At 40.0% G+C, this 12,469-nt stretch carries 14 protein-coding genes, 2 pseudogenes and 1 other annotated feature; of the genes and pseudogenes, 12 read left to right on the top strand and 4 right to left on the bottom strand.

What is annotated here, in order from left to right; all coding sequences use genetic code 11:
* Nucleotides 1-104: 104 nt before the first annotated feature.
* Nucleotides 105-1,412 (top strand): CitMHS family transporter, encoded by a 1,308-nt coding sequence (locus K8U60_RS11375; RefSeq protein ID WP_223639351.1) that lies wholly within the window; start codon nt 105-107, stop codon nt 1,410-1,412.
* A gap of 40 nt (nt 1,413-1,452) precedes the next feature.
* On the opposite strand, the gene yyaC is transcribed toward K8U60_RS11375, so the two are convergent.
* The 4 genes from yyaC to K8U60_RS11355 form a co-directional block, all read right to left on the bottom strand.
* Nucleotides 1,453-2,043, bottom strand: coding sequence for a spore protease YyaC (yyaC, locus tag K8U60_RS11370; RefSeq protein ID WP_223638855.1), 591 nt, complete (start codon nt 2,041-2,043; stop codon nt 1,453-1,455).
* 48 nt (nt 2,044-2,091) lie between these two features.
* On the bottom strand, nt 2,092-2,451 hold the full coding sequence (locus K8U60_RS11365) for a LysR family transcriptional regulator (RefSeq protein ID WP_223638852.1): 360 nt from the start codon (nt 2,449-2,451) through the stop codon (nt 2,092-2,094).
* A 5-nt stretch (nt 2,452-2,456) separates the two neighbouring features.
* On the bottom strand, nt 2,457-2,579 hold the full coding sequence (locus K8U60_RS19160) for a helix-turn-helix domain-containing protein (RefSeq protein WP_223638849.1): 123 nt from the start codon (nt 2,577-2,579) through the stop codon (nt 2,457-2,459).
* A 920-nt stretch (nt 2,580-3,499) separates the two neighbouring features.
* Complete coding sequence (locus K8U60_RS11355; RefSeq protein ID WP_223638846.1) at nt 3,500-3,766, bottom strand: SunI/YnzG family protein; 267 nt, start codon at nt 3,764-3,766, stop codon at nt 3,500-3,502.
* 168 nt (nt 3,767-3,934) lie between these two features.
* Here K8U60_RS11355 and K8U60_RS11350 point away from each other — a divergent pair, with 168 nt between their 5' ends.
* From K8U60_RS11350 to desB, 11 genes and pseudogenes are all read left to right on the top strand, one after another.
* Entirely contained in the window at nt 3,935-4,519 is a 585-nt protein-coding gene (locus tag K8U60_RS11350) for a hypothetical protein (protein WP_223638843.1), read from the top strand.
* Between the two features lie 412 nt (nt 4,520-4,931).
* Nucleotides 4,932-5,657 carry a signal peptidase I gene (gene lepB / locus K8U60_RS11345; protein ID WP_223638840.1) on the top strand — a complete coding sequence of 242 codons (726 nt, stop codon included), beginning with the start codon at nt 4,932-4,934 and terminating at the stop codon, nt 5,655-5,657.
* A 179-nt stretch (nt 5,658-5,836) separates the two neighbouring features.
* Complete coding sequence (locus K8U60_RS11340; RefSeq protein WP_223638835.1) at nt 5,837-6,262, top strand: OsmC family protein; 426 nt, start codon at nt 5,837-5,839, stop codon at nt 6,260-6,262.
* A gap of 372 nt (nt 6,263-6,634) precedes the next feature.
* Nucleotides 6,635-7,180, top strand: coding sequence for an ATP-binding protein (locus K8U60_RS11335; protein WP_223639348.1), 546 nt, complete (start codon nt 6,635-6,637; stop codon nt 7,178-7,180).
* Nucleotides 7,181-7,280: 100 nt separating this feature from the next.
* Nucleotides 7,281-7,540 (top strand) — a binding site (T-box leader).
* Between the two features lie 59 nt (nt 7,541-7,599).
* Nucleotides 7,600-8,823 carry an MFS transporter gene (locus K8U60_RS11330; RefSeq protein ID WP_223638832.1) on the top strand — a complete coding sequence of 408 codons (1,224 nt, stop codon included), beginning with the start codon at nt 7,600-7,602 and terminating at the stop codon, nt 8,821-8,823.
* An 87-nt stretch (nt 8,824-8,910) separates the two neighbouring features.
* Nucleotides 8,911-9,084: pseudogene (locus tag K8U60_RS19155) on the top strand (GrpB family protein); the annotation flags it as partial.
* A gap of 84 nt (nt 9,085-9,168) precedes the next feature.
* Nucleotides 9,169-9,459, top strand: a pseudogene (locus tag K8U60_RS11320) (phosphoribulokinase); the annotation flags it as partial.
* Between the two features lie 5 nt (nt 9,460-9,464).
* Nucleotides 9,465-10,082: a GNAT family N-acetyltransferase gene (locus tag K8U60_RS11315; protein ID WP_223638829.1), complete on the top strand. Its 618-nt coding sequence runs from the start codon at nt 9,465-9,467 to the stop codon at nt 10,080-10,082.
* A complete protein-coding gene (locus tag K8U60_RS11310) occupies nt 10,057-10,497 on the top strand; it encodes a hypothetical protein (RefSeq protein WP_223638826.1) in 441 nt (146 codons plus the stop codon). Before K8U60_RS11315 ends, K8U60_RS11310 begins: the two co-directional genes overlap by 26 nt.
* 106 nt (nt 10,498-10,603) lie before the next feature.
* Nucleotides 10,604-10,744 (top strand): hypothetical protein, encoded by a 141-nt coding sequence (locus tag K8U60_RS11305; RefSeq protein ID WP_223638823.1) that lies wholly within the window; start codon nt 10,604-10,606, stop codon nt 10,742-10,744.
* A gap of 503 nt (nt 10,745-11,247) precedes the next feature.
* Nucleotides 11,248-12,309 carry a Delta(10) desaturase DesB gene (gene desB / locus K8U60_RS11300; protein WP_223638820.1) on the top strand — a complete coding sequence of 354 codons (1,062 nt, stop codon included), beginning with the start codon at nt 11,248-11,250 and terminating at the stop codon, nt 12,307-12,309.
* Nucleotides 12,310-12,469: the final 160 nt, after the last annotated feature.

Here is a 12,469-nt window from a genome sequence, read left to right as displayed (position 1 = left end):
TAATAGATGGAATATTCTTATAACTAATTCAATTTGTTAAGTAATCGGGAATCTTAGCAGATTTATATTATTTGTAAGCGAATACATTCAAAGGGGGAATTCTTATTCTTACATTTTTAGGGGTGTCAATGGTTGTTGCATTTACGTATCTGATTATGGCGAAAAAGATGTCGCCGGTGGCGGCGTTGGTAGTGGTTCCAATTTTCTTTGCTTTAATCGGAGGTTTTTGGTCGGGGCTAGGGGATATGATGATGGAGGGATTGAAGCAAGTTGCTCCTTCCGCGGCATTGCTGTTATTCGCGATTTTGTTCTTTGGAATTTTGATCGATGCCGGCTTGTTTGATCCGTTGATCAACAAAGTCTTGAAAGTTGTCAAAGGGGATCCGGTAAAAATTGCACTGGGTACAGCCGTCATTGCAATGATTGCGTCTTTGGATGGCGACGGAACGACTACTCATATGATCACCATTTCAGCGATGCTGGCGCTTTATCTGCGTTTAAAGATGAATCCGTTGGTTTTAGCGACAATCTCTATTTTATCTGTAAGTATCGTCAGCGGCATGACGCCGTGGGGCGGACCGGCAACACGGGCCATTGCATCGCTTGGGCTGGATGCCAACGAATTCTTTATTCCGATACTGCCGACGATGCTGGCAGGGATGCTCAGTATTTTGGGCGTGGCTTATCTGATGGGCAAAAAAGAACGGGTCCGACTTGGCATCATCACAGTGGAAAAGATTCCCGCAGCCTCAGAAAGCATGCTTCAGGTAGCCGCTACTCAGGCTGTGGAAAACGACTTGAAACGGCCGAAACTGATCTGGTTCAACTTGATCTTGGCCGTGGCCATTATGACGATTTTGGTGATGGGCTTATTGCCGGCACCAATCAGTTTCCTAATCGGTTTTGTCTTGGCAGCTACCATCAACTATCCTAATTTAGCTCTTCAAAAAGAACGGATTTTGGCTCATGCCGGAAATGCGATTACCGTAGTCGTTCTTGTTTTTGCAGCCGGTATTTTCTCAGGCATCTTTTCCGGAACCCAAATGGTCGATGCCATCTCCAATTCGTTGATTTCCATTATTCCGGCTTCAGTCGGTTCGTTTTATCCGTTGGTAGTGGCGATTACCAGCATGCCATTTACGTTTGCGCTTTCAAACGATGCCTACTATTTCGGCGTCTTGCCGATTTTGGCAGAGGCGGGAGCCGCTTATGGCGTCAGTCCATTGGAAATTGCCCGAGCATCTGTTTTGGGCCAGCCGATTCACTTCCTGAGCCCACTTGTCGCTTCCACGCTTCTGGTTGCCGGCATGGTGCAAAAGGACATCGGCGAACTGCAGAAGTTTGCATTTAAATGGGCCTTTATATGCTGTATCACCATCATTGTGGTGGCATTTATTACAGGAGCGATTTAAACCAAAAAGGGATTCCGCCATGAATGGCGGAATCCCTTTTTTATTTTTCTTTGTCGCTGTCTAAAATAATCTGCGTAATCAGCTTGGCCAGTTTCATGACCGTATGGAGGCGGGTATCATTCAGGAACTGGGAACTGGGAAACGGATCGAGGTAGTTGACGATGCCTTGGAAGTGATAGTCGCCTACTGCCGGAAGCATTTTTTCAAGGGCTTTTCCAGGAACTAAAGGCCCCTCGTTGAATAGCACATCGCCTACTTGTTCTTTTTTCCCCAGACTGGCGTCAATGCTGATCAGCAACGGATTGTCACTTTTCATATAGATGTCTTTTAAGACGATCTTCAAATTAAATGCATGAACCGGTTCTTCCAAGGTGCCGTAAACAGGGTGGGAAATTCCATTCTCCAGCATCATGCTGCCGATTAACGGACCGAGTGAATCCCCGATATAACGGTCCGATCCGATGCACAAGAAAACCACCTCGCGTTGTTGCTGCTTCGCTTCCACAAAAATTTTCTTCAGCTTTTCACTCATCACTGCCATCTCTTCATTTCCAGTCTGTCCATTAAAATGTAAGGGTGCTTTGACCGGAACTTGTAAATGTGAATTTTTATATTTCCGAAAAGTATGCATGGATTCATACCACCTTCGATTGTATTTGTCATGGTGAGCATGCCCTTATTATAGCTTTAGAACCACTCCGATTGGTAGGAAAGTGCTTCTATTTCCAGAAGCTTTGTCCTGTTCTATTTCTTTCAGCACTTCATAGCTCCAGCCTGTAAAGACCTTGAACTGGATGTTGCTGTATTTCTCGGAAAATTCCTTGAGCACATCGGGCAGGATGAAGCGGGCATAATTACTGGAAACTCCCAAGCGGATCATTCCAGCAGACTCTTCGGTTGTATTAAGCAAATGATTTTTTGTCTGTTGGAGCTTTACAAGCATTTCTTTTGCGTACTGTACAATGTATTCTCCTTGAGGAGTGAATTTGATTCCTTTTTTATCACGCCATATGAGTCGAACACCGACTTCTTCTTCCAATTGATTTAAACGGTAAGTAATAAACGGTAAGTAATAGCCGGCTGAGAGGTGAAAAGTTTGTTCGCCGCTTTGGTTATATTTTTTTCTTCGTATATTGTGGTAATAATTCGCCAGTCTTTTTCATCCATATTCATCACGCCTTACAAGAAGAATACTCTAAAATTATCTATCCATAGATTCCATGAAGGAGATGTTTTCACTGACCACTGGAAACGTTCAATTAGCTAAGGATGAGGTTTTTCTTGCGGGAAACGATTGGTTCAGGGGACGTCAGCATTCTTCACTCCTGTTTTGGGGTAAGGATACTTCATGAACTGTAAGATTGGGCTGTAGAAGAATTTTTTATACGGTTTCTCTCTGGAGACTATTGCAGGAATTACTCGTTGTGTGGTAATTCCTGTAACTTTTTGATCAAAACATCAATCGCGGATCCATAAACTACCGCCAGAAGAAAGTGGAGAGGCAGGAGAAAGGAAGGCGAGTTCATAGTTTCCGGCAACATGGATCGGATATACCCGAATACAGGATCTATTACTGTAAAAACAAGTGACTTTGATGGTTGCGCAAATAATTCGAATAGAATTAACAAAAAACTGAAAAATGGCAGCCAAAACGCGAATTTGGTAAATAGCTTCATGCCCAACCTCCTCTAATTTCTTATTAAGCGGATAAATTGATAGAGGATATCTGCGAAGAGTTTAATCAGTACATTTGAAGAGGACGCAGAATGAAGTGAATTTCATATGTTCTCCTTGAAATGAGAGGAAACTGCATGGATTTAAAGTAGAGAGGGGTGTCGGAGCAAGTCAATAGAAGTGTATTTTTACGAATGCATAAAAAAATGATGGTTTATTTAAAGCAAAGTTGAATGAAGTGGCCTATGTTCAACAAAAAATTGTTTAAAGTGAAAGAAATAAGTGCAGTAAAGTAGAAGTAGGGGAGGAAACTTCTGATTAAAACTCTTACCTTCTGTCATAAGTTAAACGAGCAATCGGAAAGCAAAAAACCGAATGCGCGAAAACGCAACCAGTTTTTAATCGTCCATTTATTAAATTGAATTGATGTACGAGTCTAGTTTTTTTTGTATCGCTAAATAGTTGGTTGTAAATAAAATATAAGTATTTTCCTTTGTGAGGATAACGACTCGATCAGTTGTGCCATAGGGCATTCCAATTCTTATTGCCTTTTTTTCTTTTCCAGCATAAGTATCATCCGTGGCAACTGCTAAAATATCAGCTAGTGGAATTGTGATCTTTGTTAATAGCCATCTAATCACAATCTCAGAATTAACTTTTTTTACAAACACCTCAAACAAAATATCCCTCCTTCTCATCAATTAACTTATTTTAACATATTTTGATAACTTAAACTATTTCTAATATTCAGTAGTTTGCATTTACACATCCGCTAATCCCTTAATTAATAGCGTTATCAGCATTTCGGTTAGCCGGCTGTTTAAGACAAGCAGTTAAGGAGGAAGTTTATGAAGAAAATCTTTCTTTTTGTACTGGTTTGTCTGTTTCTCTTATGTTTAGGAGCTGCAGCTTCCTATTTACATGAAAACTACCATAAGACACCTGAAAGTGCCTTGGAAGAACTAAGACAGCAGACAGATGGCCATGTCCTGAGTTTGCCGATGAATGATTTAGTACTTCTCATTGATGGAAATGGAGATGTGGCAATTGCTTTTATGGCAGTAGAGCGCCTATTCAATATATATAAAGACTTCGAAGTCATTCCCACTCCTTTGAATATCTATCGTTCGGACTTAGATAACGAAATTCCTTATGCAATAGGTCCTTGGTATTTGGAAGTTACGTTCGGACTGATCAAAAATAAGAAAGTTGCATATACAGCACAGGGCAGCACTGTCCGAAAAGACAACGTGTCTCCTGTATATGGAGTTGAAGACGTTTTATCGGACGCTGATCTATCAGGGGTGAAGGTATGGTTCATCACTTCAAGATCCACTTCTCAAGTAGATGTGGAAAACAACGTTTTATTTCTGAATGAAAAAAGGGAACCTATCAAGATGGAAAACAAAGAATTTTCAGCAGAAAATGACTAAGGAGAGTGGCTTTGGTGAGTGGGTGAAGAGGCTCGTGAATCAGGTATCTCTTCTTTTTGTTCGTAAACGGTACTTCTACCAACGCTTTCTATCAATAAATCATATTCAAAAGTGTAGTTACCTTCAGTTTGAAAGGTTGGAAGTGAAAACTTTGGAGTGTTTCAAAAAGATTTTTCACAAGCTGATTTTTGAGAAATACAATCAATTTGCGGATTGGAAAGTTGCTTCGAAAAATACGCTTGTTATTTATCAAGGTGTTTTTTGAGGGAATTTAGTATAGGTTACTATTTAGAATGAATTAGTAAATATTACTATGAATTTAAAATTCGCAATAACCAAAAACAGAAAATTTAATTTATTTTAAAGGGAATTTGGAAATTTGGGTATAATGATTTAAAGGAGGAGGTTGGCGGTGAAAAAGTCATTGTGGATAGGAATTGTTCTATTTTTGAGCGCTTGTTCAATGGAAGAAAGCACAAAAGAGATAAATAAAGCAACAGCAATTCCTGAATCTGAAGTTTTGACTGACAATCAAACTAAACATATTGAATTGGTTGAAGCTAAAGAGAACACCAGGTTAGTCGAGTGGAGCTCAGACACTATGGATCGCGGAAATCACGATTATGACACCCTTATTCACAGCAGTTTAGTAGTTGAAATGGGGTACCAAAAAGTTAACCGCGGAGATGTGGTGTATTACAAAACACCTGAATCTGCTATTAATAAAAATCCGCAATTACCTGAACACTCTATTGCCAGAGTAGTAGGTTTACCAGGTGAAACTGTGGAAATTCGTGAGGGTCAGGTTTATGTGGACGATAAAAAACTTGATACGTTTTATGGGGTTGCAACAGATAGAGGACTCAGCAAGGCTGACTTTTTTGAAATGGCAGAGCAAAACATTGAAGAAGGAACTTGGACAACAGATGAAGAAGTTTCTAAAACAGAATTCATAACTTGGGTGAATCTGGATGCCAAAGAAGAGTATTTCAATACCTCAATGGAACCTGTAAAAGTATCAAGCGAAGCAGTTTTTGTCTTAGTAGATCAATGGTGGAGAGGAACAGATAGTAAGGACTTCGGAGAATTATCGCTGGAAGCAATTGAAGGTAAGGTTTTAGGATATTCAAAAAAGTAGGTTAATAAAGAATAAATGAATGCTGTCAGCTGGAGATGTTATTTTTTCACTCTAACTAACTTCTTTGTTTATTAACTCTGCTAATTGCCTTAGTTTATTCTAAGTTGATGGCAGCTAATTAGACAAACGGGGCTTTAATTGAATAAGCCCAATCCTGCATGAAAAGGAGAGTGGTCTTCATGAAAGCTGTTTTAAATTGGCAAGGCGGGATGGCGTTTAGTGGCATGACAGAATCCGGCCATATGGTATTGTTGGATGCCGGCACTGAAAGTGGCGGTTCAAATCAAGGGGCACGGCCTCCAGAAGTGCTTTTGCACGCCGCTGCTGTTTGTACCGGAATGGACATCGTCTATGTATTAAATAAAATGCGACTGGTAATCGATGAATTCTTCATAGATATTGAAGGAGATCGTGCATCAGAGCACCCTAAGCGTTTTACCGATATAGCCATCACTTATCATATTAAAGGCGAGTTGCCAGAAGACAAGGTCGTGCGGGCGATCAAGTTATCAAGCGAAACGTATTGCACCGTGGTTCATTCGCTCAATGCTTCGGTTGAATACAAATATGTTTTGAATGGAGCAGCTAGTAAGGTTGTGAGTTGAATTATTCAGTTGTGCCTGGATGTTGAGAAACTGAAGGAAATAAATTTATAACACATAAGGCAGCCATATTGTGGCTGTCTTTTTAAAAACGGCTTATTTACAGCAAACAATAATAGGTTATAAAAACCCTTTGTAGTCAGGAATTGAACCTGCGGGCATTCACCAAGGTTTTCATCCCGATCGAAGAAAATGAAATTGAATTGCTTTTATTGATGGGTACTATTGCTGAATCGATGAGCGGAAAATAAGCCGGAAAGCTCTGTAGAATTAGTTTATGTGCCTGGCACACAAACTAATTCACCGAGCTTTTTGCGTCTCATTAACTTAATGTAAGTTTTTTCTCTTCCAAATGTTTTTATTGGAGGAAAAATGATGAATAGCAAAATTCATATTCTGGGAGCTTCGGGATCAGGAACATCGACACTCGGCAACTCGTTGGCAAAAGTTCTGCTGCATACTCACCTTGATACAGATGACTATTTTTGGACAAACAAATATACAGAACAAAGACCAGTCCCTGAAAGAAAGGAAATGCTCAGGAAGGATTTGTTGCGAGATGATGAGTGGGTTCTATCAGGAGCTGTAGCTGGCTGGGGAGACTGCTTCATACCCTGCTTTGACCTGGTTGTTTTCTTGTGGATTCCATCGGAAATCAGACTTGCGAGATTACTGCAGAGGGAAATGGAACGGTACGGAAAGGAAGCACTGGCTGGTGGCAACAGATACGAAGAGTCGCAAGCTTTTCTCGAGTGGGCGTCCCTGTATGACCATGCACGCATGGAAGTCAGGAGCAAAGCCTTGCATGAACAATGGATAGCCGAATTGTCTTGCCCAGCACTAAGAATCGAGGGCGACTATTCAGTCGAAGAGCGTGTTGCTGCAGTTATGGAATACTTGAATAGTAATAATTCATGTTAACTTCTGCTTCTATCATACTTATTTATTGCGTATCTATTTTATCAGAAAATTAGCATTTACTAGTTTGGTAAAGTTGTAGTAATATTATAGAAATAAAAAATGAAAAGCGTTGACGAGAACAGTAGATGACTAAATACTTTTTTTAGAGAGCTCCGGTTGGTGGAAAGGAGTAGGAGTACGTTATCGAAACAAGCCTCTGAGCATCACAAAGGAACCTGATTTCGGGGGATGTTGGGACGGGAGCTCCCGTTATAGAGCTAAGGTATTCGCAATTTTCCATGGCTGTACCGAATAAGGTTAATACGGTGACGTATTAACAAATAGGGGTGGCACCACGATTTTAGTAATCTCGTCCCCAAGACAATTGTCTTGGGGGTGGGATTTTTTGTTTGGCTAAAATTCAGTGGGGAGGGGTTACGATGAGAAACTGGAAGTGTTCTTTATTATTGTTAGGTGGTATCGGTATTTCAAATATAGGGGCGTGGGTTTATCTGATTGCCTTGAATTTGATTATTCTAAATGAAACAGGTTCTCCTCTAGCGATCGCTTTGCTGTATATTTTAGGACCGATTGCGACTATTTGCGCTAATTCATGGGCGGGAAGCCTGATAGACCGGATTAATTCGAGGAAGTTTATGATTGGGTTAACTATTTCACGTGCCCTGTGCATTGCCTTGATCCCTGTGCTTCCTTCGCTGTTCTATGTTTATGGCATTGTCTTTATCATCAATATCGGAAGTGCCATGTTTGAACCTACTTCATTGGTATATATGACGAAATTAATACCAGTGAAGAATCGGCAAAGATTCAATGCGTTAAAAAGCTTTATAAATTCATGTGGAACATTAATCGGTCCTGCAATAGCTGGCTTATTATTTTGGATGGGTACACCATACACAGCTATATATGTAAACTCCATTGCTTTACTGTTGTCAGCGTTCATCATGCTGTTATTGCCAAATGTTGATTTACAAACAGTCCTAACTGAAACCGAAAAACTTTCTTGGAAGATGATAAAAGAGGATTTTAAAGTAGTCTATATGTTCAGTCATACTCATACGTTTATTTTAAAGGTTTATCTTCTTTTTGTCGGAATGACGATATTTATGACCGCCTTAGATTCATTGGAAGCTGCTTTTGCAAAAGAAGTTATCGGAATGTCAGACACCAATTATGGATTCTTGCTAAGTATATTTGGAACGGGGATTATTTTGGGTTCATTCATCAACACCGTCTTTTCTAATCAATTAGCAGTCAACCTACTAATAGGGGCTGGCTCTGTTTTCACTGCAGCAGGGTATACAGCACTTTACAGTTCGCAAGGTTTTATCAGTGCTGCAGTTGGAACTTTTATGATTGGAATTGCAATCACTTTTGCCAACACCGGATATCTGAAGTTCTATCAGAACAATGTACCAGTGAAAATGATGGGCAGGTTTAGCAGCTTATTTAGTATGGTTGAAGCAATATTCATTATCGTACTTACTGTCGTAATCGGTTTGGCAGCAGAATTGACTTCAATACGACCAGTTGGATTGATAGGTTCATTCACTTTCTTGCTGCTGGGGATCGTTGTTTTTAAGACTGTAATGGCTAAAAGAAGAGGAGAGCATTTTGAAGAGAAATTGACCTTAAACAATTAGTTATTGCTGTGTAATATTATTAAGAGAGATTAAAATATCTAATTTAGCCAGAGTAGGAAGAAATTATGCGGAAATTATAGTTTTGCCATACGACGAACAGTGGTTGTCCTTATTTGCCAAATCGGTAGTCCAGAAATTGAAAGGCATTTATCGTTTAAGGATTATCTTCTCACTCATTCCGTTGTCAGGCAAGAATATGGAGAATTAAAAAGACGTTTGAGTCAGAAATTCCCGTATGACATTGAATCCTCTATCAAGGGAAAAGAGGAATTGGCCTTAAAATTTAAAAGAGGCTTTAGCCTGGTATTCAAATCAGCTGACAACAAATTTGAAAGGAGGAGAATAATGGATCAATTTATTCACGAACTAGCAAAGAGGATAAAAGTGGCGGACAAAAAACTCATTATCGGGGTATCTAGCCATGGCGCTGCTGGGAAAATTACGTTTACAAACAGGCTCATAGATAGAGAAGCACGTAATCATGCAACTATCGATTATACATATCAAAACGTAGATCATCGGTATAAAATGACAGCTTGCCATCCTTCCGCTCATCATTTACCTTCATTGGAAAGAGACGTCCAGATGGTTAGAGAAGGGTTGGATTTCTGCACGATAGATACGCATTACATGAAAAAAACATGAATAGTTTTGAAAAGTCTTTTGAATTGGGAGTGAGGATTATTTTATTGTTTCAAAATGGGCACTTAAAGGTTCGTAATTTAGAAGAAAAAGACGATCACCTGTTAGCGAGATGGCTTTCAAACCCATCAGTTCTGGAATTTTATGAAGGAAGAGATAATCCGTTTGATTTAAAAAAAGTTACTAAAGTTTTTTATAATTCCAGTGATCAGAAATTCAAGTGCATAGTAGAGTATGACAGTAACGAAATAGGATATCTTCAATTTTATCAATTAGATGATGAAACAAAAGCAAAATATGGGTATGGCGATGAGAATATTTATGGTGCAGACCAGTTTATAGGTGAGAATGAATATTGGAATAGAGGCATTGGAACATTGCTTGTTACATCACTGGTTAGTTTTCTAATTGAACATAAAAAAGCAGACCGGGTAGTTATGGACCCTCAGATCAGAAATGTGAGGGCTATAAAATGTTATGAAAAAAGTGGGTTTAAAAAAGTGAAAATCCTTGTCAAGAATGAGTTGCATGAAGGGGTTTATCAGGACTGTTGGTTGATTGAATATCAAAAAACATGGAAGATACCAGAAGGTGACAGTCGGAAGTTCGAAGGCTAAAAAGGAAGGCGTGTCTGAAGTGAGAAAAGCCGTGAAGATTATTCTTGTGATTTTAGGCATCATTTTTCTAGGCATAACAGTGCTCGCCATATCATTTAACCTAAGCATGAAACCAGATTCTGATAGAGAAGAAAAGATACGGCGAGAAGCAGACCGATACTTGCCAGCAAACTTCAATGATGATTTTGAAATTTACGATACGCTGTATGACAATATGGGAAATTTCGAATTCGAGTACGCTGCTAAGGTACGAGATATCCGAAGCAATACAGAGTTTCTGGTGTATCCGGATGCTGAGACAGAACAGATGGTGGATACGTATGTTTCTGATACATGGTCAAATGAACTTGAAGAGGAAATGCATCAATACGTCCACCGAGCTTTTGGAGAATCGGCTGTCGTTTATGTGTATTAACGATGAGATAGGAGCTTCCTTAACTATCGATCCGCTCAATGTCGGCAGTTCTAAAGATTATAATCTCGAACCCACTGTCCGACTGAATCTACCAAGGAAAAGAATAGTGGATGACGAGGAACATTTCACTGAATTCATTTCTTATTTAAAAGATGAAGGCATTTTGCAAAACGGCCAGCTTATCGTGTCCTATGTCGCTGAAACAGGTGAAATCCTGGAAGATGAAGAGTGGAGCCGAGAGATTTAACCAGTCATTTCCCTATATTTCACCATTTTTATCTGCAAAAAACTCTTTTCGACATCGATTGAGATAAAATAACTGTAAGTAGCTGCTTCAATTTTATGCGCCAACACAAAAAGCTGCCGACGTAATCGGTTGCTTGCGCAATACGCGTGTTTGTTTGCACAATAAATCCGTTTGTTTGCGGTATAGGCGAAGTTGTTTGCGGTAGAGCACTTTTTGTTTGCAGTAAGCTCAAAAGTTCGCATGAATGGAGGAAAAAAGCTTCAGGCGATCACTCTGCCTGAAGCTTTTTTCGATAAATTAATAAAGAAAAGGTTATGAATTTGCAAGAGTAACCTTTATAGTGAAGCATAGAAAGAAGCTTGGATGTACAGAACGACTCTGTAATGAGGATTGTTTATACGTTCAATCATTGTTTCTTTCGCAATTATTTCGAACTGCCCCAGTTTTTGGTTATACCTAGTCATCGGAGAAGAAGTAACAGCATAGTAATTGGAGGCAAAAGAATGAATAAAGAATACCACTCATTTGGCTGGTACGCGTCTAAAGTATCGCCGCACCTGCCCAAACCAGCGTTTAAACCGGTACCAGGGCGTCTACTCGGCGGGCTCGCTTACTTGATCATTACCATCGCTGGAATGTTGGCGATTGGACTATATGATTTACCGTTTCTTGCAAACATCGCCATTTCGTTTGTCATTGGTACAAGTTTCGCTGCCATGGGATTCTTAGGACATGAAATCTTACACGGAACAGTAGTGAAAAAAGCCGGGTTGCGTAATTTATTAGGGGCTGTTTTCTTTTTCCCCCTGCTTACCGGTCCAAGACTATGGCGTAAATGGCATAACATGACCCATCATGTCCATACGCAAAATGAAGAAAAAGATCCGGATACCTGGATGACAAAAGACGAATTGGACCGAAAGCCTGCGCTGAAACTTATTTATCGATTGCCTTTTTCAGTACGTGCATTTCTGGAGTTTTTCTCGTTGTGCTTCCTATTCACGCTGCACTCTACGAGAATGTTCTTCAATTACGTCAAAGAGTTTCAGCCTGAAAAACGGGTTGCTGTCTGGATCCAGTTTTTAATTCCTTGGATTGTTTGGACAGGCTTGATCTTCTTTGTAGGAATAAGCAATTGGGTATTTATCTTCTTGATTCCGCATTTGATTGCGAATGCCATCGTGATGGGGTATATCTCGACGAATCATCGATTGAATCCACACGTCCCTGTAAATGATCCACTGGCAAACACCTTATCGGTGACGGTTCCTAAATGGATTGACGTGTTGCATTTTAATTTTTCATACCACACAGAGCATCACATCTTTCCAAGTATGAGCTCGAAGTATTATCCGTTAGTGAAAGAAAAAATAAAGGATAACTGGCCCGGTCTTTATCACGAGATGCCGATGTCGAGTGCTTTAAAAGCATTATGGAAAACGCCGAGGGTTTATTACAATGGGAAAGAATTGATTGATCCTCAGGCGGAGCTCGTCTATGGCTCACTCGGAAATGGCCTGGATCCTGAAGCGGTCAAGGCAAGGCCCGTAAATGGCGGGATTTAAAGAGTGCGTACACCTGAAGTTCCAAGGGGCGGGAATATCCCCAGAGGGTGTATGAAATGAAGATCGAAAGACCCGTGACCTCAGCTAAGAGGTTATGGGTCTTTCAAATTTCCTATGGCATATGGGCGCCGTTCATCACTTAATTTTTCTTTCGAAAACG

Source organism: Planococcus circulans (assembly GCF_020023385.1).
Classification (GTDB): Bacteria; Bacillota; Bacilli; order Bacillales_A; family Planococcaceae; genus Planococcus.
The sequence above is the reverse complement of the archived record's forward strand: the minus strand, read 5'-3'. Positions and strand labels throughout refer to the sequence as shown.

What these genes read in the sequence shown, in the direction of transcription:
- yyaC (WP_223638855.1), bottom strand. Translation starts at nt 2,043, where the DNA reads ATGCATACTTTTCGGAAATATAAAAATTCACATTTACAAGTTCCGGTC.
- K8U60_RS19160 (WP_223638849.1), bottom strand. Translation starts at nt 2,579, where the DNA reads ATGGATGAAAAAGACTGGCGAATTATTACCACAATATACGAAGAAAAA.
- K8U60_RS11350 (WP_223638843.1), top strand. Translation starts at nt 3,935, where the DNA reads ATGAAGAAAATCTTTCTTTTTGTACTGGTTTGTCTGTTTCTCTTATGT.
- K8U60_RS11340 (WP_223638835.1), top strand. Translation starts at nt 5,837, where the DNA reads ATGAAAGCTGTTTTAAATTGGCAAGGCGGGATGGCGTTTAGTGGCATG.
- K8U60_RS11335 (WP_223639348.1), top strand. Translation starts at nt 6,635, where the DNA reads ATGAATAGCAAAATTCATATTCTGGGAGCTTCGGGATCAGGAACATCG.
- K8U60_RS11330 (WP_223638832.1), top strand. Translation starts at nt 7,600, where the DNA reads ATGAGAAACTGGAAGTGTTCTTTATTATTGTTAGGTGGTATCGGTATT.
- K8U60_RS11315 (WP_223638829.1), top strand. Translation starts at nt 9,465, where the DNA reads ATGAATAGTTTTGAAAAGTCTTTTGAATTGGGAGTGAGGATTATTTTA.
- desB (WP_223638820.1), top strand. Translation starts at nt 11,248, where the DNA reads ATGAATAAAGAATACCACTCATTTGGCTGGTACGCGTCTAAAGTATCG.